Origin of the sequence: Alcaligenes nematophilus (assembly GCF_026344155.1) — a bacterium.
GTDB classification, from domain to species: domain Bacteria; phylum Pseudomonadota; class Gammaproteobacteria; order Burkholderiales; family Burkholderiaceae_B; genus Alcaligenes; species Alcaligenes phenolicus.
On record NZ_JAPKMZ010000005.1, the window covers coordinates 353,068 to 377,817 of the forward strand.

The following is a 24,750-nucleotide window of genomic DNA, read 5'->3' on the forward strand; positions in this document are numbered from 1 at the left end:
CAAAGCACTAAGGCTTTGATTACAAGGGCACCACGCGAGTTGGGCCATTACCACTAAGCATGCGTACACGCTGACCAGCGGACAGAGGTACATCGGCTTCCTGGGCCACCACACGGGTTTCGCCATTATCCAGTTGAACCGTGATTTCCAGACCCTGGGTCTTGCCCATGCGGTTTTCAACCGCATTACCAACCAGACCGCCCAGAATCGCACCACCGATACTGGCCAGGATGCTACCGCGGCCACCACCAATGCTGCTGGCAGCGACACCACCCAAGGCTGCGCCACCCACGGTGCCCACGCCCGAGTTCTGGTCTTCCTGAATAGTGACGGCGCGTACCGACACCACGGTACCCAAACGCACGATCTGTTCGCGCTGAGCCTGACCGTAGCTGTACACCGAGCTGGATGCCGATTTATTGGCACAACCTGCCAGCAAAAACACGGGGGCTGCCAGACTCGCCACTACCAGCAGACGCACTTTGGGTCGATCGAAAAAAGAAACGTACATACGGTTTACTCCAAAAAACGTAGCTGGCCGAATCATAAAAAACTATCGAGCGCTCTTTTACAGACTGCGCTCAATACCATAGTGCTGTTTTAGCATGGCCGAGATATCTGACCGTTTAAATTCATGATTTTGCGGGCCATCCGCCTGAATTTTAATACTGCCCATCAAGTTACCCAAGCTGCAAGCCTCCTGCCAGCTCCAGCCTTTTGTAAGACCATATAACAAGCCAGCGCGATGAGCATCGCCACAGCCGGTGGGATCCACCACATTTTCCACGGGCACAGGGGCAATCTCGTAAGTCTGACCATTGTGATAAAGCGTGCTGCCATGCTCTCCACGCGTCACGACAGCGGCTTGCAAGCCCTGGGCAATCTCGGCCATGCTCTTGGAGGTGCGCTGCTCGATAACTTCAGCTTCGTATTCGTTAGCCGTAAGAACTTGACACAGTTCCAGCATCTCCAGCAGGTCCTCACCCGCGAACAAAGGCATGGCCTGACCCAGGTCGAAAATAAAGGGCGTACCCTGCGCATGCAGGTGACGGGCATGAGCAAACATGCCGTCTTTGGAATCCGGAGCCACAATGCCCCATGCCGCTTCCTGACCAGACAAATCGATCTGGGCAGAATTGATCATGGCGCCCGGGTGGAAAGAGGTGATCTGGCTGGCGGCCAGATCTGTGGTGATAAAGCACTGAGGGGTGAACATCTCGGGCATCACACTCACCATACTGGTATCAATACCCAGGTTCTGCAGACGCTGTACATAATCCACACCGTCGCTGCCAACAGCCCCCACAGGAACAGGCTGGCCACCCAGCATGTTCAAGGTGTAGGAGATATTACCCGCACAACCGCCCCACTCTTTACGCAAGCTGGGCACAAAGAAGGACACGCTCAGGGTTTTGATGCTGTCGGGCAAGATGTGATCTTTGAAGTACCCCTCGAAAACCGCGATCGTATCAAACGCGATCGAACCACATACCAGCACTCGCTCGGTCATAAATTACCTTAAGGAAAAAAAGGGCTAATCTGGTAGCCATTAACTTGGAGCTGCCCGGTATTCAAAGGCAGGCGCACCATGATTTCACTGCGCGCTGCAAAAGCAGGCTCACGTCGCTCGGAAGCCAGGTACTGATCGGGCGTAATATTGCGCCGGGCGATCAAGGCTCCGGAAAAATCTTTCAAATCCAGTACCAGCGTAGGCCACTCCTGGGGCCGTTCAAACTCGTTGCGCAGCGTAAAGCCCAAGGTGGACTGTCCGGGCTGATTCGGCGCTTTATGCAAGGCCGAAGCCTGCACGCGAATCTGGTCCAGACGACGTTCGTAGGGAACCTTGCACGACAAGGTCTGACACGCGCTCTCGAACACGGGACGCAGCATGGGTATCTGGCTGACAATCTGTACGCGATACACGTACATCAGCTGCACGACGAACAGGACAACACCCAGAACGCACAAGCTGGTCCAGATCAGCGAACCCACACGCTGACCAAAGCTGGCTTCGCCCTCATAACGTGTTTCGCGTTGCAAGGCTGGGTTGGGGTCAATGACCCAGTCCTGCTGAAAATCCTCGCCATCACGATCATGCGTACCATCAGCCTGACGCGAGGGGAAAGAGGCGCGCAAGGCACTGGCACGGTCGCCCACACTGAACTCAGGCTCGGCAGCCGACCACGATGCCTGACCAATATGATGGTCCCCATCTGGCTCAGAAACAGAGCCGGTCGATACGAAAAACGAGGTGTCCTGATCATCCTGCGGCAAAGGCTCGTGTCTGGAGCGGGCGCGAATGACTGACGGCTCTACCGACTCAACCGCAGGCTCTGCCGGGCGGACAAAAGGCTCGGTAGCTACAGCAGCAGGCGCGGCCGGAGTGACAGGTGCTTGTGTCAGGATGGAGTCGGGGAATTTGCGTACCTGCAAGGACTCGTGGGCCGTGCCTTCATCACGCGGCGGGGCGTGACGGGAGTGCTCCACAAATCGCGGCCCTGGAATGGGCGCTTGCAGGTCCACCGACTGCACCTGTTCCTGCCGTGGCGAAACAGGTGGCTCGGGCGCCAGGCGCGGCTCGATCTGAACCGGCGTGGCGGGGGAATGATAGGAAGGCTCAGGGGCTTGCTCATCAATGACTTCTTCAAAGCCATCGAAGATATGCGCACATTGAATGCAGCGTATATAGCCCCGGCGGCGTTGCAGCGTTTCTACACTGGCTGCAAACGATGTCCCGCAACGGGGGCAGCGAGTCTTTAGCTCCATGAACTCACCTTAAGTTCTGCCGTCTTATAACGGGCGTTGACCAGCCAAACACACCCAGCCATCGCGCTCCTGCCAAACCGACATGGGCAAGTAGGAGGAATAGACCTCGATCATTTCCTCGGCCTGCCAATCGTAAATACCGGACAGGATCAAATGCCCGCCCGGTTTGACACGGTTGGCCAGCATGGGAGCCAGCATACGCAGGGGATTGGCCAGAATGTTGGCGACAACCAGATCCGTTTGCCCGGCGGGCATGGCATCGGGCAGCAAGCCTTCAACCTCGACCTGATTGACTTGCGCATTGTAGCGCGTGGCAATCACGGCCTGCTCGTCAATGTCCACACCAACCGTATGGCCAGCACCCAGCTTGCGGGCGGCAATCGCCAAAATACCGGAGCCACAACCGTAGTCCAGCACGGTCTGACCCGCTTGCACATGATGGGCCAGCCAATCCAGACACAAATGCGTCGTGGGGTGACTGCCGGTACCAAAGGCCAGGCCGGGGTCCAATTCAATGCGCACCAGGCCGTCATCGCCTTCCTGGGCGGCTGGCAGATCCTCATCGTCTTTGTGCCAGCTGGGCACGATCAGGATACGATCGCCCACCGGGATGGGACCAAACTGCGATTGCGTCAAACGAACCCAATCCTCGTCGGGCACTTCGCGCACGCTCCACTGGGCCTTTGCAGGATCCAGCACACCGGCTTCAAAAAGTGGTTGCAACAACTCTTCAGGCTCCAGCTCCTCGGGCAGCAAGGCCACCACCCGATTTCGGTCCCAGGCCAGCACATCCGGTTCGATACCAGGTTCGCCAAACAGGGGCTTTTCCTGGTCGGTATCACCATCGGCATCTTCCACCGACACCGACAAGGCGCCCGCCTCAAGCAAGGCATCGGACAAGCGCTCGGCCTCGTGTTCCTGGCAGCTCAGTAAGAGTTCACGCATACATAGTTTCCATAAAGCAAAACAGGGGGCTCGCCCCTGTTTTACGTAGTCATCATTCTTGTCAGGTCAGGCCTGTGGCCTGACCTGTTGCTGCCCTTACTTGCTACGTTGGGCCAGCTTTTGTTCCAGGTAGTGAATGCTGGTGCCGCCTGCCTTGAAGCTGGCGTCCTGCATCAATTCCCGGTGCAGATCCACGTTCGTCTTGATCCCTTCCACCACCATTTCGGACAAGGCAATGTCCATACGGGCAATGGCTTGCTCGCGCGTCTTACCGTAGGTAATCAGCTTGGCAATCATGGAATCGTAGTACGGCGGCACGGTGTAGCCGGTGAACACGTGCGAGTCGATACGCACGCCAGGGCCACCGGGAGTGTGCCACTTGGTAATCAAGCCCGGGCTTGGTACGAAGTTGAATGGATCTTCCGCGTTGATACGGCATTCGATCGAGTGACCTTCAAACTCGATGTCACGCTGGCGCAGCACGAACTTCTCGCCTGCGGCCACTTTGATCTGCTCCTGGACCAGATCAATGCCGGTGATCATTTCAGTGATGGTGTGTTCGACCTGAATACGGGTGTTCATCTCGATAAAGAAGAACTCGCCGTTTTCGTACAGGAATTCAAACGTACCAGCACCGCGGTAACGCATGCGACGGCAGGCATCAGCACAACGCTCGCCGATGCGTTCGATCAGGCGTCGTGGAATACCTGGAGCCGGTGCTTCTTCAATCACTTTCTGGTGACGACGCTGCATGGAACAGTCGCGCTCACCCAGCCAGACTGCATTGCGATCACCATCAGCCAATACCTGAATTTCGATATGGCGAGGATTCTCGAGGTACTTTTCCATGTAGACCTCGGGATTATTGAACGCAGCGGCGGCTTCGGTTTTGGTCGTGGCAACGGCCGTCAGCAAAGCGGCTTCGGTGTAGACCACGCGCATACCGCGGCCACCACCACCGCCAGAGGCCTTGATGATGACCGGGTAGCCCACTTCACGGGCAATGCGCACGATTTCTGCGGGATCATCGGGCAAGGCGCCATCCGAACCGGGAACCACAGGCACACCGGCCTCGATCATGGCTTTTTTGGCCATGACCTTATCGCCCATCGTGCGGATGTTCTCGGGACGTGGGCCGATAAAGACAAAACCGCTCTTTTCGACACGATCAGCGAAGTCCGCGTTTTCAGCCATAAAGCCATAGCCAGGGTGAATGGCTTCCGCATCGGTGACTTCTGCTGCCGAGATAATGGCAGGCATGCTCAGGTAGCTGTCACGGGCTTGGGCGGGGCCAATACACACGGCCTCGTCGGCCAGACGCACGTACTTGGCACCACGATCAGCTTCAGAATAAACGACGACTGTCTTGATACCCATCTCGCGGCAAGCGCGCTGGATACGCAAGGCAATTTCGCCCCGATTGGCGATTAGGATTTTTTCAAACATATCATCAACCGATGACGAACAGAGTCTGACCGTATTCCACCGGCCCGCCGTTTTCAACCAGAATTTCCTTGATCACGCCGGACTTGTCGGCTTCGATCTCGTTGAGCAGCTTCATGGCTTCGATAATGCACAAAGGCTCGCCTTCCTTGACCGTCTGGCCCACTTCCACAAAAGGAGCAGCGCCTGGGCTAGGAGCACGGTAGAACGTGCCGACCATAGGAGCCTTGACGGCGTGGCCTTCGGGAACGGCGGGTGCAGCGGGAGCTGCGGCAGGAGCGCCAGCGGCGGGGGCTACCACCTGGGCTACAGGAGCCTCGGGAGCATAGACCACGGGAGCTGCCGAGCTTTGCGAAAATTTCACAATGCGAACCTTGTCATCACCTTCAGTGATTTCCAGTTCGGCAATGCCAGACTCGGCTACCAGATCGATCAGGGTTTTGAGTTTTCTAAGATCCATGCGTACTTCCCGCAACGCCGCACTAGCCACTGACTGGGTCAGGACGGCATTAAAAAAATATTGGTCAAAAAAACGAAACGAACCGCCTAACTATTCAAAGCAAACCGCAGCGCGGCTTCATAACCGTAGGCCCCCAAACCAACAATGACACCGCTAGCGATGTCAGAGAGATAGGAGTGGTGACGGAACGGCTCACGACGGTGAACATTGGACAGATGAACTTCAATAAACGGAATACCGACACCGGCAAGCGCATCCCGTATCGCCACGCTGGTATGGGTGTAGGCCCCAGCATTGATCAGGATGAAATCCACGCCCTCGGTACGGGCTTGATGAATTCGATCGACGAGCCCGCCTTCGTGATTACTTTGAAAAAAATGACACTGCGCGCCATGCTGGTCGGCCAGCACCTGTAAACCACTGTTGATATCGTCGAGAGTCTGATGTCCGTAGACATCGGGTTCTCGGGTACCCAGCAGGTTGAGGTTGGGCCCGTTAAGGACCAGGACATGTTTCGCCATAGCGGATTTTTCGTCAAGACAGACCGCCTTTTTACGCTAAATAACGTCATTTGTCCATAAACCTGCTTGGCTTACAAACAGTTAGCATTGGTCCCATCCCGTTTGAAACAGGGGTGGACCAGACCGACAATTTGACGAAATTAAGCGAAAAAGTCGGCCAGTTAGCGTTGAGCTTTAATAACTTCGTTCAACTTTTCGGGATCTATCTGGCCCAAAATGCGTTCGCTGACCCGGCCATTGCTGCCAAACACGACAGTAAAGGGCAATCCGCCCTTTTTATTGCCCACGCTGCGCATTTGTTTCAAGCCACCCGAACCAGCCAGCAAAATGTCGTAACTGACCGGCACGCGTTCCAGAAACTCTTTCACGTTATCCAGCGAATCCACTGCGATACCCACAAAGTTCACCTCGGGGTAGCGTTTGTGCAGTTCCTGCAGGTCCGGCATTTCCTTGACGCAAGGTGCACACCAGGTCGCCCAGAAATTGACCACCAGGGGCTTGCCTATATAAGTAGAGAGCGCGCGATCTTCGCCCTGAAGATCCTTGAAGCTTTGCGCCAGGAAGGGGTCTGAAGGCAGCAAACTGGCCCAAGGGGCGGGATGCAGGGCCAAAAGACTTGCACACACTAGCGATTTCTGCAGAAAAAGACGCCTACGCATACCGGCTCACACCTGAAAAAATATCATCTGGGGATGATAGCACCGGCCCTCACCAAAGCTCACGCATCAGATCAAACAGTCGTCTAGAATACAGGCCGGAGGATTGTCATGCACATACATATACTAGGAATTTGCGGCACATTCATGGGTGGTCTGGCCCTGATTGCCCGCTCGGCTGGCCATACGGTTACCGGTTGCGATGCCGGGGTCTACCCGCCCATGAGCACGCAGCTGGAAGAACAAGGCATTGAGCTTATTGAAGGCTTTGGCGCAGAGCAAACCAGGCTGTCCCCTGATCTCTATATAGTGGGCAACGTGGTGACGCGCGGTAATCCTCTGATGGAAGCCATTCTGGATCAGGGTCTGCCTTATACATCCGGCCCGCAATGGCTGGGCGAGAACATTCTGCACAAGCAGCACGTTCTGGCCGTGGCCGGCACGCACGGCAAGACCTCCACCAGCTCCATGCTGGGCTGGATCCTGGAACAGGCCCAGCTGTCCCCCAACTTCCTGATCGGTGGCGTGGCCCCCGGCCTGGGTGTGTCGGCCCGCTTCAATCCAGAACAATCCTTGTTTGTGATCGAGGCCGACGAATACGACACCGCCTTTTTCGACAAGCGCTCCAAATTTGTTCACTACCGCCCCCGCACGGCCATCCTGAACAATCTGGAATACGATCACGCTGATATCTTCCCTGATCTGCACGCCATCCAGACCCAATTTCACCATCTGGTGCGTACCATCCCCTCCACCGGGCTGATTCTGCGTCCCACCCACACCCCCAGCCTGGACGAAACCCTGGCCCGTGGATGCTGGACGCCGGTTGAACAGTTTGGCCCCGACGGAGATTGGGACAGCAAGGCAATCAGCGCCACCTCTTTCGACGTGATGTTCAAAGGCCAGTCCCAAGGCATCGTCCAATGGACACTGACCGGCGAACACAATCGCCTGAACGCTCTGGCCGCCATCGCCGCTGCCCACCATGTGGGCGTCAAACCTGAACAGGCTTGCGCGGCACTGAGCCAATTCGCTGGCATCAAGCGCCGCATGGAAGTGCGTGGCGTGGTCAATGACATTACCGTCTACGACGATTTTGCCCATCACCCTACCGCCATTGCTACTACGCTAGCCGGTTTGCGCAGCCAGACAGGTAAAGCCACCCGAATTCTGGCCGTGCTGGAGCCACGCTCCAACACCATGAAGCTGGGTGCCATGGCTGCCCGCCTGCCCGGTTCGCTGGAAGATGCCGACCTGGTTTTTTGCTACGGCGAGACCCAGGGCAAGCACGCGCTGGGTTGGGATGCGGCCAAGGTCCTGGCTCCTTTAGGGGATCGCGCCACAGCGTGGAATGATTTGGATAAAATGGTTCAGGCCATTGTTCAGGCCAGCCAGCCCGGCGATGCCATTGTCGTGATGAGTAACGGCAGCTTTGGCGGCATTCATCAGCGCCTGCTGGATCAACTGTCACGCTGACCCTCTTATCTATATAGCAGGTGCCTCCATGATCCTCTATCTACACGGCTTTCGTTCCTCGCCTTCGTCCTACAAAGCGCAGCGCCTGAAACAAACCATGCAGGACAGGGGCTTGCTGCACCTGTGGCGCTGCCCGCAATTGCCCGCCAGCCCGGCCCAGGCCATTGCCATGTGCAAGCGCATTGTGGACACGGAAATGCAGGCAGGCATGAGCGCCGATCAATTGTGTGTGATCGGCTCCTCGCTGGGCGGTTACTATGCCAGCCACCTGGCGCAGCACTATCACAGCCGCGCCGTGCTGCTTAACCCGGTGGTCTACGCAGGGCGCGATCTGGCTACGCAGGTGGGCGAGCATGTCTGTTATCACTCGCCCGACCCGTTTCACTTCCTGCCCGACTATGTGGATGAGCTTAACGACATTCACGTACCACGCCCCAGCGATCCCCAGCGCTTTTACCTGCTGGCCGCCAAAGGTGATGAAGTCCTGAACTGGCGCGAGATGGCGGACTGGTACAAAGGCAGCCAAGGTCACATTCTGGAAGGCGGAGATCACGGTCTGACCGACTTTGATCCCTGGATCGACGAAATTTTGCGCTTTGCCCTGCAACAACCTTAACTATCTTTACCGGATGGCCAGCACCATCCAGATGGAAAATCATGTACGTCCTTTTTGAAGACAGCGGTAATTTCAAAGCAGAAAAAATATTTTCTGACAGCGATACCACCATGCAGGTGGAATCCGCGTCTGGCAAACGCAGCAAAATAAAGAAAAACAGCGTTCTATTTACCTTCGAGCAGCCCGCCCCGGCAGAACTGCTGGAAAAAGCCCAAGCGCTGGCCGAATCCCTGGATATCAATTTTTTATGGGAATGCGCCCCCCAGGAGGAGTTTGAAGCGTCCACGCTGGCACAGGATTATTTCGGTCACGCGCCCAGCGCTGTCGAAAAAACCGGCACCATCTTTGCCCTGCACAGCGCACCCGCCTACTTTCACCGTCGTGGCAAAGGGCTGTACCGCCCTGCTCCGCCAGAAATTTTGCAAGCCGCTCTGGCCGCCATTGAAAAGAAACGCCTGCAGCAAGAGCAGATCCAGACCTGGACCGAACAGATGATCAAGGGCGAACTGCCGCCCGAAGTTGCCGAGAAAGCCAGCACCTTCCTGACTCAGCCAGACAAGAACACGCTGGAGTGGAAAGCGTTTGATCAGGCCCAGAAAGAACTAGGTGTCAGCACGGAAAAGCTGCTGCTGTCGCTGGGTGCCTGGTCCAATCCACTGACTTTGCATCAACATCGCTTTTTGGCCGCGCACTTCCCCAAAGGGACAGGCTTTCCGGAGATTGCCCTGCAAAATTGGGGGCAGGACCTGCCCGAGGCCGATGTCACCGCCTACTCGGTGGACGACGCCAATACGATTGAAATTGACGACGCCCTGTCCGTCCAGCATCCGGAACCGGGCCGCCTGCGTATCGGGGTTCACATTGCCGTGCCTTCGCTGGCCTTGGCTCGTGGCAACGAGATCGACCAGATTGCCCGCAATCGCATGGCAACGGTATACACACCGGGCTACAAGATCCCTATGCTGCCGCCTGAGCTGATCGCGCATTTCTCCCTGGATCAAGGGCAGACTCGTCCTACCCTGTCGCTGTATGTAGACGCCGACATCAGCACTGGTGAAATCCTGTCGCATCAGACTCGTCTGGAACGCATTACCGTGGCGGGCAACCTGCGCCAACACGAGCTGGACCCGCTCATCAGCGAAGAAGCTCTGGCCGACGAAAACGCCGAACTGCCCTATGCACAATGGCTGCGTCCGCTATGGAACTTCTCGCGCCAACTATCAGCCCAGCGTGAAGCCGTGCGTGGCAAACCGGAAAACAATAACCGTGTGGAATACAGCTTCGAGCTGGATGGCCCGCACGACGATCCAAACTCCATCATTCGTCTGGTGCCACGCGTGCGCAATGCGCCGCTAAGCCTGCTGGTGGCTGAATACATGATTCTGGCCAATCAGCTGTGGGGCGGTTTGCTGGCCGAGCACAATGTGCCCGGTATTTACCGCTCCCAGCAGTTCATGCGTACGCGTATGTCCACCACCCCCGGCCCGCACGAATCCATTGGTGTGCCGCAATACATCTGGTCGACCTCGCCTCTGCGCCGTTATGTGGACCTGATCAATCAGGGCCAGATTCTGGCGGCGGCCGAGCACGGCATCTCCGCACGCCTGGCCGCCCCCTTCCAGCCCAAGGATGCGGATCTGTACGCCATTATTGGCGCCTTTGAATCGCAATACACCCAGTGGTCGGACTACCAGTCGTCTCTGGAGCGCTTCTGGTGCCTGCGCTGGCTGCAACAAAACGACATCAAGCAAGTCCAGGCCAACTTCATCAAGGAAGATCTGGTGCGCCTGAGCAATGCGCCGCTGGTTCTTCATGTCCCCGGGCTGCCAGCACTTGAACGTGGTCAGGAAGTCACGCTGGATCTGTTGTCCTTCGACGAACTGGCTTTGACGGTGGAAGCCCGTTTGCGCTCGGTCGCCACGGCTGACTGACGATCATGACCAAGCTCGACCGCCGCCACGCGCCCAAAGACTATTTGTGGCTGGCGGTCGCCCTTTCGGCACTGATTCATCTTTTGCTGATCTTCTGGCCGGCTCGCGCGCCCTCGCCCACACCAGCCAACAGTCTGGATGTAGCACTGGTCAATTTCAGTACCGACTCGGCACCGTTAAGCCCCCAACTGTTGGCGCAGTTGAATCTGGATGGCGGCGGAGAGCATCAGCAAGGGCAAGCCAGCAATCCTTTGCCGCTGACCGATCCCAATCTGCCGAATCAGTTAGTGCTGGAAGCCTTGCGTGCACGCCAGCAAAGCCTGGAAGCTGAACAGCAGCGCCTGCTGGGCGAGCTGGAAAGTCAGGACAAGGCACCTTTGTCGACACCCAGCTTTGAATATATTGGCGCGTCCATTGAGCCCGGCCCGGACGACCATGATCTGGACCCACAAGTGCAAAATAGCCAACTGGCGATTTTGCGCGAGCAGATTCGTGAACAACAACGCCAGCCCCGCTACCACTATGTAGGCCCCAGCGCCAAAGCCAGCGAACAAGCCCAGTACCTGGATCAGTGGCGTCAAAAAATTGAGCAGACCGGCACCCGCCACTATCCGAAGCAAAATGGCGAGCAACTGTACGGTCAGCTGCAAATGACAGTCTATATCCGGCGCGATGGCAGCCTGCTGCGTGCCCAGATTACTGAGCCTTCTGATCAGGCCGCCTTGAATCTGGCGGCCCGCCGCATTGTGGAACTGGCCTCCCCCTTCGCCCCCCTGCCCGAACAAGTGGCTCCTGGCGCGGATGTACTCGTCATTACCCGCAGCTGGAGTTTTACGCATGACAGGCTCAGTATGCACGGCACGGATGTGCAATAAGATCGTATTGTCCACAGCAAGCTCTGGCAAAAGCAGACCCTAGGGTAAAATATGCGCTTTCAGCCTTGGGGCTGACACCTCACAACAAGACAAGCATCGCTCAACCATGCCCGACACGACTCCCGCCAAGCGCTACGGCGTTATTGGTCACCCTATCGAGCACAGCCGCTCTCCACAAATCCATACGCAGTTTGCCAGCCAGTTCAATCTGGCCCTGAGCTACGAGCGCATTCTGGCACCACTGGATGGCTTTAACGCCACCGTGGAGGAGTTTTTCAGAGACGGCAGCGGCCTGAATGTCACCTTGCCCTTCAAAGAGCAGGCTTATGATCTGGTGGGCCCACGCTTGAGCCGTCGCGCTCGCATGGCCGGAGCCGTCAATACGCTATGGCTGGAAGATGGACAGTTGCATGGCTGCAATACCGATGGCGTGGGCTTGTGCTCGGACCTGCTGCGTGTCGGCCACAACCCGGAAGGCAAGCGTATCTTGCTGATCGGTGCAGGTGGTGCCTCGCGTGGAGTGGTGTTCCCCTTATTGGAAGCCGGTTGCGAAATGCTGCACATCATCAACCGCACCAGCGCCAAAGCCTACGACATTCGTGAGCAGGTCGTTGCTCTGGACCCGGATGCCTCCCGCCGCCTGAGCGCGGGCGGTCTGGACGATCATTGTGGCGACTGGGACATTGTGATCAATGCCACCTCGGCCAGCCTGAACCAGAATCTGCCCGAACTGCCAGATGCCCGTTATCGCAGCAACTCTCTGGCCTACGATATGTTTTATGCCAGCGAACCCACTGCCTTCATGCGTGCCGCCGAGCAAGCCGGTGCCACACATAGCAAAGATGGCCTTGGCATGCTGGTAGGCCAAGCGGCCGCCAGCTTTCAGATCTGGCACGGCGTAGAGGCCGATGTCGAACCCGTACTGGCCCAGCTGCGCCAGGACATCGGACAAATCTGACGTGCGTCGCCTTCTGGCCCATCCCTGGAAACTGGCTGGCCTGGCCGTTCTGGCCGTGGCCGCTGGTGTTCTGCTTTATCAGATCGCCCTGTTTCTGATGGTGCTCTGGTACAGCGTGGTGCCGCCCCGCATGACCACCTTCATGGCGGCCGAGCAGGGCCAGTTGCGCAGCGCCAATGCGGATGCCGAACTGCGCTATCAATGGGTGCCGTACGACAAGATCAGCGCCAATTTGAAACGCGCAGTGATTGCCTCCGAAGATTCGAACTTCCTGAACCATTCGGGGGTCGAATGGGATGCCATTCGCAAAGCCTGGGAATACAACCGCCGCCAGTCGGAAAAGGGCTCTACCCGCCGTCGTGGTGGTTCTACCATTTCCCAGCAACTGGCCAAGAATCTGTTTCTATCGGAATCACGCAGTTATCTGCGCAAAGGTCAGGAATTGATTCTGACCTATATGATTGAAACCGTCATGAGCAAGGAGCGCATCCTGGAGCTGTACCTGAACGTAGCTCAATGGGGAGAAGGCGTTTTTGGTGCCCAGGCGGCGGCACGCCACTACTTCAAGGTTGATGCGGCCAAGCTCAGTGCCATGCAGGCCGCCCGTCTGGCGGGCATGTTGCCCAACCCGGCCTACTATGACAAAAACCGTAACAGCCCCTATTTGCAATCGCGCACGCGCACTATCAGTCAACGTATGCGACAAGTCGCTATTCCCTGACTGCAATCCGCATTTTTGTTAAGCTAGCCACGTCTTTCCTGGGCCCTATTTTCATGCGCACCGCACGCCGCTATCTCGCTTCCGAAATCTATCGCTCCAGCGCCGTGGTGCTGATTGCCCTGCTTGGCCTGTTCACCTTTTTCGCCCTGATTGAAGAGCTGGACAAGGTCGGTTCCAAGTTCACCCTGATGAATCTGTTTTACATCCAGGCCCTGGAGCTGCCCACCCGTCTGTACGACCTGCTGCCCATTGGCCTGTTGATTGGTGCCACCCTGGCCCTGGCAAGCCTGGCTCAGCGCAATGAGCTGGTAATTTTGCGTGCGTCAGGCGTTAGCGGCCTGCACATGATGCTGATGCTCTGGACCATTACCCTGCCCCTGGTAGGGGGGGCCTTTGTTTTGTCCGAGTATGTCACCCCCATGGCCGAGATCAAATCCAGTGAGCAAGGCATGGCCTTGCTGGGACGTTCCGGTGGCGGCCGTCTGGACAGTGGCTACTGGTTCAAGGAGAGCAATGACAGTGGCGGGGTGCGCATCATCAATATTGCCAACCTGCAGGGCGATGGCAAAGTAAGCGATGTCAGCGTGTTCGACTTCGCGGATGGGCAGCGCCTGAGTGCAATGACTCAAGCGCCCAGCGGACAGTTCCACAAGAACCAGCTGGACTTGCAGGACGTTACCGAGACCCAAGTCAATGAGCAGGCCCACACGGCTCTGTCACAGGATAAGGCACCTGATCAAGCGCTGGTCAAAATTGAAAAACGTCCCACCTTGACGCTGACCACCACGCTAACGCCGGATCGACTGATTGCACGCGTCGTGACACCCGAGCGCATGTCCATTCTGGACCTGAAGGATTACATCGGCTACCTGGACGCGAACAAGCTGCAGACCAAACGTCAGGTTGTGGCCCTGTGGCGCAAAGTCGCTTACCCCTTTACCTTGCTGGTCATGATTACCATTGCTGCGCCTATCGGCTTCATGCAGACCCGCCACGGCGGTGTGGGCACCAAGGTCTTTACCGGTATCTTGCTGGGCGTGGGCTTTTTCATGATCAATCAGTTGGCCTTGAACGTGGCCATGCTCAGCAATCTGGCGCCGTGGGTCACCGCTCTGGTTCCGAACCTGATCGCCATGGCCATGGCCTTGAGTGCTCTTATCATGATGGAAAACCGGCACAACCGGCGTCGTCGCAACTCCAGCACAACCAACTAAATCATGTCCTTAGCTACTTCCCCCGCCATCTGGGCGATTGGTGATATTCAAGGCTGCTGCCACCCCCTGGACAGCTTGCTCAGCCATCCTGATGTTGCAGCCGACAGCCAGGCCAAATTCTGGTTTGCAGGCGATCTGGTCAACCGTGGCCCGGACTCTCTGGGAGCGTTGCGCCTGATTCGTTCTCTGGGCGATCGCGCCGTCTGTGTACTGGGCAACCACGACATTCACTGTCTGGCAGTCGCTGCCGGGGTGCGCAAGCCCGGCAAACAGGATACCTTGCAGGAACTGCTGGCCGCGCCGGACGCACAAGAGTTGCTGGACTGGCTGCGACACCAACCGCTGGCTCATTATGAGCATGGCCATCTGATGGTACATGCCGGAGTGCACCCCGACTGGAGCCCGGAGCAAACGCTGGAATACGCCCACGAGCTGGAAGCACTCTTACGTGCGGATGACTGGCAAGAAAAGATTATTGAGTTGTTCGGCAACAACCCGGATCGCTGGGATGCTGGGCTACAAGGCTACGATCGCCTGCGCGCCATTGTCAGCACCTTGACCCGCATGCGCATGTGCGATGTGAATGGTCGCATGGACTTCAAGCACAAGGGTGCGCCGGATGCCGAGTCCGGCTTGCTAGCGTGGTATGAAATGCCGAATCGCGCCTGTGCCCAGGTCCCTATTATTTTTGGACATTGGTCTACGCTGGGCTTGCTGAACACGCCTACCGTGATCAGTCTGGATACCGGCTGCGTCTGGGGTCGCCAGCTTAGTGCTGTACGCCTGCAAGACCGGCATCTGGTTCAGATTCACTGCCCGGAAAGCAAGAAACCGGGCTAAAGCCATCAGGCCTCGACAGTGACGGCCTCGGGGCACACGACCGCACGGATCTGTTCACGAGCTGTTTGTGCCGTTTGCGAACGTCCCCACTCCGTACAGGATTGAGCCGGCATCAGGTCCAGAAAATGGCAGTGCACAGAGACATTACGCGCACTGAGCAGAACCCAGATATTGCCAACCAGAGACTGCTCGCCCACAAAGGCAAAGCGCTCACTGCGCTGACCTTTCTGCTCAAATACCAGAGCCACCGGCTGAATATCCACATTCAGGCTGATAGCCGTCTCAAACAAACTGGCGTGGAAAGGCTGTACATCCAGTCCGGTTGAAGTGGTGCCTTCAGGGAACAGACCTACGGCATCACCACGCTCAAAGCACACAGCCATTTGCTGGCTGACAATCTGAATGGCGCGACGCTGTCCGCGCTCAATGAAAACCGTCCCTGCACCCGCCACCAGCCAGCCAATCACTGGCCAACGGCGAATATCGCTTTTTGCAATGAAAGAGGTACTACGCACGCTGTTGAGTACAAAAATGTCCAACCAGGAGATATGGTTGGACACATAGAGCACGGATCGATCCTGAACGGCCTGGCCGTGCTGCAGTACACGCACGCCGCAGATCAGCATCAAGAGGCGCGACATGCGCAACACCATGACGCGGCGCCCGCCTGGACGCAATACCGGAAAAAGCAGACCGACGCTTAACAAGCCGACCACGATCCACACAATCAGAGCGACAGCGCGCCAACTAAAACGAAATAAACTAATCAAAAGGCTGCAACCTTGTAGAGAGCTCAGGCCGGTGGCAGGCTGTCCAGATATCGCTGCAGGATCACGCAAGCTGCCATGGCATCATCATCGTCATTATTGCCCAGCAATTCTTGAGCCTCCATGCTGGAGCCCCGCTCATCGACCAGGTCTACTGCAACGCCATAGCGACCGTGCAGTTGGTTGGCAAAACGCCGACACCGCAGCGAAGCATACTGCTCGCCACCATCCAGGGTCAAAGGCAAACCTACCACGACGCGATCGGGCTGCCATTCCTTGAGCAAAGCCTCGATAGCCGCAAAGCGCTGTTCCCGTGTAACGGGCCGCAAAATCGTATAAGGGCGGGCCTGGCGCGTCAAGGTGTTGCCCAGCGCCACACCAATTTTTTTCAGGCCATAGTCAAAGGCCAGCAAGGTTTGCGCCGAGCTGACCATTGACGGTGTTTCGTGTTCAGGCATGGCCCGCAGCACCTGTCAGGGTAAAAGGACTGATTCCCAGCAAGGCCAGGGCGCGATCATAGCGCTCCCCAACCGGGGTAGAAAACAGGATTTCATGGGTAGCCTTGATGCTCAGCCAGGCATTGTCGGCCATCTCGCTTTCCAGCTGGCCCGCAGCCCAACCGGCATAACCCAGCGTGACCAGCATATGCACTGGCCCCTGGCCTTGGGCCACGTCCTGCAGCACATCCCGCGAAGTAGTCAGAGTCAGATCACCTACCCCCAGACTGGAGGTATAGGTTTTATCGGAATCATGGAGAACAAAGCCGCGATCCGTTTGCACCGGTCCACCGAAGTAGACAGAAGTCGCGGCCAGATCAGCCCGGTTTTCCACATCCACCTCGATACGAGACAGCAGCTCAACCAGGCTCAGATCCGTTGGTCGATTGATAACAAGGCCCAAGGCACCTTGCTCATTATGTTCACAGACATAAATCACCGTGTCGGCCAAGCTGCCCGAAACCACACCGGGCATGGCAAGTAACAGGTGGTGCGTTAGATCAGCGCTTTCTTGGATTAGCGGGGACTGGCTAGTGGCACTCATACACACCTCCCGTCAAAACAAACCACCTTGGAACTTGAGATGATCACACTTGGATCATTTCGAAGTCTTCCTTACGAGCGCCGCATTCGGGACAGACCCAGTTCGGAGGGACGTCTTCCCAGAGTGTGCCCGGCGCAATGCCTTCCTCAGGCAAACCTGCTTCTTCATCATAAATCCAGCCGCAAATCAGGCACATCCACGTACGCATAGTATTCCTACTGTATTTGTAAACATAGTCCGATCCGCGTGCAAATCGGGGCAATCCATTAAAATGGGGTTCATATTACTAAATTACTCAACCCGTGACATCCAGAGCCTTGCCGGCCCTGCATGGGTAACCAAGACAAGATGGCTGCTGAAATCAAAAATTCAAGTCCTGCTCTGGCGCTCGTGCTGGCTCCTTATGATCCCAGCGGCGGTGCCCACCTGCCCGCCGATGCCATCACTGGCGCTCATCTGGGCTGCCATATCGTCAGCGTGCCCACCGCCTTGCTGGTGCGCGATAGCGCGCAGCAAGAAAACATTCAGACCCTGGCAGAGGACATTGCCGACGACCAGGCGCGCTGCTTGCTGGAGGACATGAACATTCAGGCCATCAAGTGCGGTCCTGTCTACAGTCCTGAAATCGCCAGCATGGTGGCCGAGCTTTGCTCCGACTACCCTGAACTGCCCTTGGTCCTGCACCTGAGCGCCATGCCCACCGGCCTGGACGAACTGGATGCGGACGATGCTCTTGATGCCAGTTTACGCCTGCTCCTGCCCCTGAGCTCCTTATTATTGATCGACCACCCCAGCCTGGAGCGCTGGCAGGCCGACGAGCTGCTGGGCGACACCCCCGATGCCGTGGAAACCTTGTTGAATAACGGAGCCAATGCCGTACTGGTCACCGGCGTCCCCGGTGCTGCCGGACAATGGCATACGCGCTTTCAGGGACATCACGGTCGTCTGGACTACAGCATGCCGCTGGATGGCGGCCTGCGTCAGCAGGACATAGACAGTTTGCTGGCTACCGCCTGCCTGAGCTTTCTGGCTCAAGGCCACGAGCTGGATAACGCGGTAGAATCAGCCTTGTTGCACCTGCAGGCACGTGCCAGTGACACCTTCCAGCCCGGTATGGGCCACCGCCTGTTCAACCCTGTTGCTCCCCAAAATGACTGACGCCACCACCCTGCGCTTTCCTGCCGGTCTATACGGCATTACTCCCGAATGGGACGACACCGCCCGCTTGTTGAACGCCGTGCGTGCCGCTCACGAAGGGGGGTTGCAGGTCTTGCAGTTCCGTCGCAAGAACGGCCCGGAACCAATCCGCCAGCAACAACTCAAAGAGTTGATCAAGCTGTGCCTGTCTTTGGATCTGCCGCTATTGGTGAACGATCACTGGAGCTGGGCGCAAGAGTTTGACGTGCAAGGCGCGCACCTGGGTAAAAGCGATGGCGAGTTGACCCAGGCCCGTCAGGCACTGGGGCCGCAAGCCCTGCTGGGACGCTCCTGCTATAACAGTCTGGATCTGGCTCGCCAGGCCCTGGCAGACGATGCAGACTACATTGCCTTTGGGGCCATGTACCCTTCCAGCGTCAAACCCGAAGCCCCCCCGGCTGAGCTGAACACCTTGCGACAAGCTCGACTGCTTTGCCAAGAACAAGAACACGAGGGACGGCGTGCTGCCATTGTTGCGATTGGCGGCATCACACCCGAGAAAATGCCCGAACTGCTGGAAGCAGGGGTCGATAGCGTTGCCGTTATCAGCAGCCTGTTTGAAACCAGCGATATACGCGCCACGGCGCAACGCTTTACCGACTACTTTCACGCCCAGGACTCATCGCGCTTTATGCGCTGACCCCTTGCCTGGCCTTGACCTTTTCACATCTGGATTCTTGCCTCATGTCCCGTAACTCCGAACTTTTTGAACGTGCCTGCAAAGTCATCCCCGGCGGCGTCAACTCGCCCGTCCGTGCCTTCGGTTCCGTGGGCGGCACCCCGTGCTTTATCGAACGCGCTCAGGGCCCTTACATCTGGGATGCAGACGGCCAGCAATACACGGACTACGTGGGTTCCTGGGGACCGGCCATTCTGGGCCACTCCGATCCGGACGTTATCAAAGCCGTACAGGAAGCCGCCGTACACGGCCTGTCCTACGGCGCGCCTACCGAAGGCGAAGTCGTGCTGGCTGAAACTCTGACCAAAATGCTGCCGTCCATCGAGCAAGTGCGTCTGGTCAGCTCCGGCACCGAAGCCACCATGAGCGCCATTCGTCTGGCCCGTGGCTTTACCGGCCGCAACACCATCATCAAGTTTGAAGGCTGTTACCACGGCCACGCTGACAGTTTGCTGGTCAAAGCCGGTTCCGGCTTGCTGACCTTTGGCAACCCCACCTCTGCAGGCGTGCCAGCCGAATTTGTCGGCCACACCCTGGTGCTGGACTACAACGATCTGGACGCCGTGCGCGATGCTTTCAAACAGAAAGGCAGCGAAATCGCCTGCATTATCGTTGAGCCTTTTGCCGGCAACATGAACCTGGTGCGCCCAGCCCCCGGCTTCCTGGAAGGCTTGCGCGAACTGTGTACCGAATACGGTGCCGTACTGATTTTTGACGAAGTCATGACCGGCTTCCGTGTTGGCCCTCAAGGCGTGCAAGGCCTGACCGGCATTCGTCCTGACCTGACCACCCTGGCCAAGGTGATTGGCGGCGGCATGCCCGTCGGTGCTTTCGGTGGCCGTCGCGACATCATGCAATGCGTCGCTCCCGTCGGTGGCGTTTACCAGGCAGGCACCCTGTCCGGTAACCCTGTTGCTGTGGCCGCTGGCCTGGCAACCTTGAAGAAACTGGCTCAACCCGGTTTCTACGACACCCTGACAGCCAACACCGCCAACCTGATCCAGGGTTTGAAGGCCGCTGCAAAAGAAGCAGGCGTACCTTTTGCGGCAGACCACCAGGGCGGCTTGTTCGGTATCTACTTCAGCGAAACCGTGCCCACCTCCCTGGCCCAAGTGTCGGCTGGCGACATCGAGCGCTTCAAGCAGTTCTTCCACGCCATGCTGGACAAGGGCGTGTACTTCGCACCCTCGGCCTTTGAAGCAGGTTTTGTTTCGGTGCAGCACACCCCGGACATTACCGACGCCACTGTGCAAGCGGCACGCGAAGTTTTTGCCACCTTCAAAAACTAAAAGTACCAGACACAAAAAAGCGGGCTATATGCCCGCTTTTTTTTATACGCTGAACAATCAGTCTTGCGCCATCTGCCGCAAGACAAAGCGCTGCAACTTCCCTGTCTCGGTACGAGGCAAGGAAGTCACGAACTCAATGGCGCGTGGATACTTGTACGGCGCTGCGTTCTCTTTCACAAAATCCTGCAGCTTCTTTTTCAGCTCATCGTTTCCGGTAAAGCCAGGCTTGAGCACAATGAAGGCCTGCACAATCTGGCCCCGTTCTTCATCGGCGGCACCTACAACGCCACACTCGGCCACAGCCTCGTGCTTGAGCAAGGTGCCTTCCACTTCAGGACCGGCAATGTTGTAGCCCGAGGAAACAATCATGTCGTCGTTACGAGCCTGGTAATACAGGTAGCCGTCCTCGTCCATCTTGAAGGTGTCGCCAGGGAAGTTCCAACCGCCCTGAACAAACTGCTTCTGACGCTCGTCGTTCAGGTACTTGCAGCCTGTTGGCCCCTTTACGGCCAAACGGCCTACCGTACCGACTGGCACCGGATTCAGATCATCGTCCAGAATCGTGGCGACATATCCGGGCACCACTTGGCCAATGGCACCAGCACGCACTTTTTCAGGTGGGCTGGACACGTACACGTGAATCATTTCCGTGCCACCAATGCCATCTGTCATCTCGATGCCGCTGGCCTGCTTCCAAAGCTGACGCGTCGCATCTGGCAAGGCTTCGCCTGCCGACACGGTGGCACGCAAGCTGGCCAAGGAGTAACGATCCACCAAACCAGCCATCTGACGATAGAAGGTGGGTGCGGTAAAGCTCATGGTCACTTTGAAGCGATCAATCATGCCCAGCAGATCGGAAGGCGTCAGACGCTCCAGCAGGACAGTGGATGCACCCACACGCAGCGGGAAGCACAGCAGACCGCCCAGGCCGAAGGTAAAGGCCAAAGGAGGCGTACCGCAGACCACATCATCCGGGGTCAAACGCAGTACGTGACGCGAGAAGGTATCGCACATTGCCAGCACATCACGATGGAAGTGCATGCAACCTTTGGGCTGGCCGGTCGTGCCGCTGGTGAAAGCGATCAGACAAACATCGTCAGCCGCCGTATCGCAAGCGGTGAACTCTTCGGGCTTGTCAGCCAACAAGGCTTCCAGACCCTTGGCGCTTTCATCGTTAAAGCACAGCAGTTGCTTCAGAGCAGGCGTGTAGGAATCATGCGTGGAGTCCATGCAGTGTTCCAGCTCTTCACGCAGGCGCTCGTCACACAAGGCAGCATGAATCTCGGCCTTGTCCAGAATCGTCTTCAGTTCCACCGCCCGCAACAAAGGCATGGTGGGAACCGTGACCAGACCGGCCTTGATGCTGGCCAACCAGCAGGCGGCCATCATGGGGTTATTGGGACCACGCAGCAAAACCCGGTTGCCGGGCACCAGCTTCATGTCCTCAACCAGAACATGAGCAATACGGTTGGTCAGCACGTCCAGCTGCTTGTAGGTCAGGCTGCGATTCTCATCGCCCTGTGCCCACTGCAAAGCCACGCGATCACCATGCCCCGCTGCTACCTGCTCTCCCAACAGCGCCACGGCACAATTGAGACGAGCGGGATAGTCCACATCCGGATTGCCTTCCAGCAACATCTCTGGCCACCACTCCATGGGTGGCAGATTATCGCGTGCAAAGGTATCAAGGTGCGCTGAACGTTCCATCCTTATCTCCTGCGTAGATTACGCCCCACTCAGGCGTAGACCTTGGTCCATCAAAGGCGCCAGCCAAATTGGCAAGGTCTATATTGTTTAGTTCTAAAGGATATTAGCAAAAAAAACGCTCCAGTATCAGCAATCCCGACTACGGGTTATCCGCAGTAGCGCATCATCCTCCGCTGTTTCAAGGGGTATCCTAGACTGATCCCGGCTCCTCTGAGGCCCTTGCCCGCGCAACGCAAAATTCAATAATGAATTTCAGGATATAAGAAATAAATCGATCTTCTGCATGCATTTTTTTCAATTAAGAAAAATTACGGCAGGCATTATTTTTGAAACAAAAAAAAGTATCAAAAAAAGCAGAAAAGTGATTAAGCGAACAGGCGATACAGAGGCAAATGCCTTATACTTCAACTAAATAATCACTTGAATTTAGCCAGCTTATCGTGTCGGATCAAAGTTAGAGCGCCGTCCGAAGATTATTCAAAGCCGTGGCCCTAAAAGTAAATAGCAGACAAGAGTTTGCATTTCCTTACCCAATGCTTTGCCTGCTTTGCCGGTGCTTTCTATCAAGTTGATTAATTTAAGCTTAAAAACGAATTTACTTTGATCTGTCGCAATGTCAAACTTCGAACCAGCCCCTAAGATACCCACCAAGCTAACCCAGCTTGCTCATGGCTGCGGTCTGCGTCCTTCAAAGCTAAACATTTTGGACATGCACCATTAAGGCAAGCTATCTATGATCATGAACGATATCCCCGCTTCCGCCGTCGCCGATGCCGCTCCCGACTTGGAAAGCCGTGCCCATAGCGACGACCACTTCGACACCCGCCTGTGGCTGCGCTTGATGGCCTGCACCAATCTGGTTGAAGGCGAAATTCGCAGTCGCCTGCGTACCGAGCACACGACCACACTGCCCCGTTTTGACCTGATGGCTCAATTGCAGCGTCAGCCCGCTGGCATGAAAATGAGCGAGCTGTCCCGTCACCTGATGGTCACCAACGGCAATATCACGGGCATTACCGATCAGCTGGAAAAAGAAGGTTTGGTCGAACGCATCAAGGTGCTCACCGACCGTCGCAGCTCCCTGATCCGCCTGACACCCAAGGGCAAGCGCCAGTTCAAGAAAATGGCGGCCTCCCACGAGCAGTGGCTACAGGAGATGTTTGCCAACCTGTCGGAAAAAGCGCGCGTCAACCTGTTTGAAGCCCTGGGCGAACTCAAGCTGATCACTCGCAACAACGTGGCCATGGCTGCTCGCGAAAGCTAAGCGCTCCGGCGCGACCAAAGATATGCTCAGGCGGCTCAAAGCAAGTATCATTACTGCTTTGAGCCGCCTTTAACATTGTTTTTCGGATCGCGTCATGGCCGTCAATCTGTTCATTCCCTCTGAATCTGATATTCACCCCGTTGCCGGTGTCAAAATCGGTATTGCCGAAGCCGGTATTCGCAAGGCCAACCGACGCGACCTGACCGTGTTTGAATTGGCCCCCGGTACCAGCGTGGCCGGTGTGTTCACCACCAACCGTTTCCGTGCTGCTCCAGTACAAGTGTGCGAAGCCCACTTGGCTACGCACGATGGCATCCGCGCCCTGGTCATCAACACCGGCAATGCCAACGCTGGCACAGGTCAGGCTGGTTTGGAAAAAGCACAGCAAACCTGCACGGAAACCGCGCGCCTGCTGAACATCCTTCCCCAGCAAGTGTTGCCCTTTTCCACCGGCGTGATTCTGGAGCCTCTGCCCATGGATCGCCTGCTGGGCGCTCTGCCTGCGGCGGTGAACGATCTGGCCGACAACAACTGGTTCAATGCTGCTCACAGCATCATGACCACCGACACGCAACCCAAAATCGTGTCTCGTCAAATCCAGTTGTCGGGTAAAACCATCACACTGACCGGCATCAGCAAGGGCGCGGGCATGATTCGCCCCAATATGGCCACCATGCTGGGTTACCTGGCTACGGACGCCGGTATTGCTCCCGAACTGCTGCGCGATATGTGCCGTCTGGCAGCGGACCGCTCTTTCAACCGCATTACGGTTGATGGCGACACCTCCACCAACGACTCCTTCATCATCATGGCAACCGGCCAAAGCGGTGTCACGGTAGAGTCGATTGCAGACCCGAACTACAACACCTTGCTGGATGCCCTGGTCGACGCCTCGCGCGAACTGGCCCAGAAAATCGTGCGTGACGCCGAAGGCGCTACCAAGTTCATGACCATTCAGATTGATGACGCCGGCTCCAGCGAAGAAGCACTGAAAGTGGCTTACGCCATCGCTCACTCACCTCTGGTGAAAACAGCCTTCTTTGCCTCCGACCCGAACCTGGGCCGTATTCTGTGCGCCATTGGCTACGCAGGCATTAGCGATTTGGACGTGAGCAAATTGCGTCTGTGGCTAGGCGATGTGCTGGTGGCCGTGGACGGTGGCCGCAACCCCGACTACCAGGAAGAAGATGGCCAGCGCGTCATGCAGGAAGCCGAAATTCTGGTACGTGTTTCTCTGGGCCGTGGCCAACACAGCGAAACGGTTTACACCTGCGATTTCTCGCACGAGTACGTCACTATCAACGCGGACTACCGCTCCTGATAAAAAAAACCGCCTCCACCCAATCGGTGGAGACGGTTTTTCCTTACGGACAAGCCCGCCGCT

The 24,750-nt window shown here is 56.9% G+C and carries 26 protein-coding genes; 13 read left to right on the plus strand and 13 right to left on the minus strand.

Annotation, left to right across the window (positions count from 1 at the left end):
* Positions 1–19 precede the first annotated feature (19 nt).
* From OSH04_RS15380 to OSH04_RS15415, 8 genes are all read right to left on the minus strand, one after another.
* Positions 20–511 (minus strand): outer membrane lipoprotein, encoded by a 492-nt coding sequence (locus OSH04_RS15380; protein ID WP_026484397.1) that lies wholly within the window; start codon positions 509–511, stop codon positions 20–22.
* 57 nt (positions 512–568) lie between these two features.
* Entirely contained in the window at positions 569–1,510 is a 942-nt protein-coding gene (locus OSH04_RS15385; RefSeq protein ID WP_060186665.1) for a carbohydrate kinase family protein, read from the minus strand.
* Between the two features lie 8 nt (positions 1,511–1,518).
* Positions 1,519–2,766, minus strand: coding sequence for a zinc-ribbon and DUF3426 domain-containing protein (locus OSH04_RS15390; RefSeq protein WP_115634417.1), 1,248 nt, complete (start codon positions 2,764–2,766; stop codon positions 1,519–1,521).
* A gap of 24 nt (positions 2,767–2,790) precedes the next feature.
* Positions 2,791–3,711, minus strand: coding sequence for a 50S ribosomal protein L11 methyltransferase (prmA, locus tag OSH04_RS15395; protein WP_083054656.1), 921 nt, complete (start codon positions 3,709–3,711; stop codon positions 2,791–2,793).
* Between the two features lie 96 nt (positions 3,712–3,807).
* A complete protein-coding gene (gene accC, locus OSH04_RS15400) occupies positions 3,808–5,157 on the minus strand; it encodes an acetyl-CoA carboxylase biotin carboxylase subunit (protein WP_009460612.1) in 1,350 nt (449 codons plus the stop codon).
* A gap of 4 nt (positions 5,158–5,161) precedes the next feature.
* Complete coding sequence (gene accB / locus OSH04_RS15405) at positions 5,162–5,614, minus strand: acetyl-CoA carboxylase biotin carboxyl carrier protein (protein ID WP_009460610.1); 453 nt, start codon at positions 5,612–5,614, stop codon at positions 5,162–5,164.
* An 86-nt stretch (positions 5,615–5,700) separates the two neighbouring features.
* A complete protein-coding gene (gene aroQ / locus OSH04_RS15410; RefSeq protein WP_009460608.1) occupies positions 5,701–6,135 on the minus strand; it encodes a type II 3-dehydroquinate dehydratase in 435 nt (144 codons plus the stop codon).
* Positions 6,136–6,296: 161 nt separating this feature from the next.
* Positions 6,297–6,794 (minus strand): TlpA family protein disulfide reductase, encoded by a 498-nt coding sequence (locus OSH04_RS15415; protein WP_266108798.1) that lies wholly within the window; start codon positions 6,792–6,794, stop codon positions 6,297–6,299.
* 108 nt (positions 6,795–6,902) lie between these two features.
* Here OSH04_RS15415 and mpl point away from each other — a divergent pair, with 108 nt between their 5' ends.
* The 8 genes from mpl (at position 6,903) to OSH04_RS15455 (ending at position 15,422) form a co-directional block, all read left to right on the plus strand.
* Positions 6,903–8,267: a UDP-N-acetylmuramate:L-alanyl-gamma-D-glutamyl-meso-diaminopimelate ligase gene (mpl, locus tag OSH04_RS15420; protein ID WP_060186662.1), complete on the plus strand. Its 1,365-nt coding sequence runs from the start codon at positions 6,903–6,905 to the stop codon at positions 8,265–8,267.
* Positions 8,268–8,295: 28 nt separating this feature from the next.
* On the plus strand, positions 8,296–8,883 hold the full coding sequence (locus OSH04_RS15425) for a YqiA/YcfP family alpha/beta fold hydrolase (RefSeq protein WP_026484405.1): 588 nt from the start codon (positions 8,296–8,298) through the stop codon (positions 8,881–8,883).
* Positions 8,884–8,924: 41 nt separating this feature from the next.
* Positions 8,925–10,814, plus strand: coding sequence for a ribonuclease catalytic domain-containing protein (locus OSH04_RS15430; RefSeq protein WP_266108799.1), 1,890 nt, complete (start codon positions 8,925–8,927; stop codon positions 10,812–10,814).
* 5 nt (positions 10,815–10,819) lie between these two features.
* The gene (locus OSH04_RS15435; protein ID WP_266108800.1) at positions 10,820–11,689 is read left to right on the plus strand and encodes an energy transducer TonB; all 870 of its coding nucleotides are present in this window, start codon (positions 10,820–10,822) and stop codon (positions 11,687–11,689) included.
* Between the two features lie 106 nt (positions 11,690–11,795).
* Entirely contained in the window at positions 11,796–12,647 is an 852-nt protein-coding gene (gene aroE, locus OSH04_RS15440; RefSeq protein ID WP_009460598.1) for a shikimate dehydrogenase, read from the plus strand.
* A 1-nt stretch (position 12,648) separates the two neighbouring features.
* Entirely contained in the window at positions 12,649–13,368 is a 720-nt protein-coding gene (gene mtgA, locus OSH04_RS15445; RefSeq protein ID WP_035275164.1) for a monofunctional biosynthetic peptidoglycan transglycosylase, read from the plus strand.
* 53 nt (positions 13,369–13,421) lie between these two features.
* A complete protein-coding gene (gene lptG, locus OSH04_RS15450; RefSeq protein ID WP_022983599.1) occupies positions 13,422–14,582 on the plus strand; it encodes an LPS export ABC transporter permease LptG in 1,161 nt (386 codons plus the stop codon).
* Positions 14,583–14,585: 3 nt separating this feature from the next.
* Positions 14,586–15,422 (plus strand): symmetrical bis(5'-nucleosyl)-tetraphosphatase, encoded by an 837-nt coding sequence (locus OSH04_RS15455; RefSeq protein ID WP_266108801.1) that lies wholly within the window; start codon positions 14,586–14,588, stop codon positions 15,420–15,422.
* Positions 15,423–15,427: 5 nt separating this feature from the next.
* Here OSH04_RS15455 and OSH04_RS15460 read toward each other — a convergent pair whose 3' ends face one another.
* The 4 genes from OSH04_RS15460 to OSH04_RS15475 form a co-directional block, all read right to left on the minus strand.
* Positions 15,428–16,192 (minus strand): lysophospholipid acyltransferase family protein, encoded by a 765-nt coding sequence (locus OSH04_RS15460; RefSeq protein WP_009460588.1) that lies wholly within the window; start codon positions 16,190–16,192, stop codon positions 15,428–15,430.
* A 23-nt stretch (positions 16,193–16,215) separates the two neighbouring features.
* A complete protein-coding gene (gene ruvX / locus OSH04_RS15465; RefSeq protein WP_009460586.1) occupies positions 16,216–16,623 on the minus strand; it encodes a Holliday junction resolvase RuvX in 408 nt (135 codons plus the stop codon).
* A gap of 16 nt (positions 16,624–16,639) precedes the next feature.
* Entirely contained in the window at positions 16,640–17,161 is a 522-nt protein-coding gene (locus OSH04_RS15470; RefSeq protein WP_009460584.1) for a YqgE/AlgH family protein, read from the minus strand.
* Between the two features lie 112 nt (positions 17,162–17,273).
* Complete coding sequence (locus tag OSH04_RS15475) at positions 17,274–17,438, minus strand: rubredoxin (protein WP_009460582.1); 165 nt, start codon at positions 17,436–17,438, stop codon at positions 17,274–17,276.
* Positions 17,439–17,560: 122 nt separating this feature from the next.
* On the opposite strand from OSH04_RS15475, the gene OSH04_RS15480 reads away from it, so the two are divergent.
* The 3 genes from OSH04_RS15480 to hemL are packed head-to-tail and all read left to right on the plus strand — an operon-like array spanning position 17,561 to position 20,395.
* Positions 17,561–18,388, plus strand: a complete 828-nt coding sequence (locus tag OSH04_RS15480; protein WP_009460580.1) for a bifunctional hydroxymethylpyrimidine kinase/phosphomethylpyrimidine kinase — start codon at positions 17,561–17,563, stop codon at positions 18,386–18,388.
* A complete protein-coding gene (thiE, locus tag OSH04_RS15485; protein WP_022983601.1) occupies positions 18,381–19,067 on the plus strand; it encodes a thiamine phosphate synthase in 687 nt (228 codons plus the stop codon). Before OSH04_RS15480 ends, thiE begins: the two co-directional genes overlap by 8 nt.
* Before the next feature lie 44 nt (positions 19,068–19,111).
* On the plus strand, positions 19,112–20,395 hold the full coding sequence (gene hemL, locus OSH04_RS15490) for a glutamate-1-semialdehyde 2,1-aminomutase (protein ID WP_266108803.1): 1,284 nt from the start codon (positions 19,112–19,114) through the stop codon (positions 20,393–20,395).
* Positions 20,396–20,452: 57 nt separating this feature from the next.
* Here hemL and OSH04_RS15495 read toward each other — a convergent pair whose 3' ends face one another.
* A complete protein-coding gene (locus OSH04_RS15495; RefSeq protein WP_009460576.1) occupies positions 20,453–22,102 on the minus strand; it encodes an AMP-binding protein in 1,650 nt (549 codons plus the stop codon).
* 733 nt (positions 22,103–22,835) lie between these two features.
* Here OSH04_RS15495 and OSH04_RS15500 point away from each other — a divergent pair.
* Complete coding sequence (locus OSH04_RS15500) at positions 22,836–23,366, plus strand: MarR family winged helix-turn-helix transcriptional regulator (protein ID WP_009460574.1); 531 nt, start codon at positions 22,836–22,838, stop codon at positions 23,364–23,366.
* A 94-nt stretch (positions 23,367–23,460) separates the two neighbouring features.
* Positions 23,461–24,687 (plus strand): bifunctional glutamate N-acetyltransferase/amino-acid acetyltransferase ArgJ, encoded by a 1,227-nt coding sequence (gene argJ, locus OSH04_RS15505; RefSeq protein ID WP_266108804.1) that lies wholly within the window; start codon positions 23,461–23,463, stop codon positions 24,685–24,687.
* The last annotated feature ends 63 nt before the right edge of the window (positions 24,688–24,750 follow it).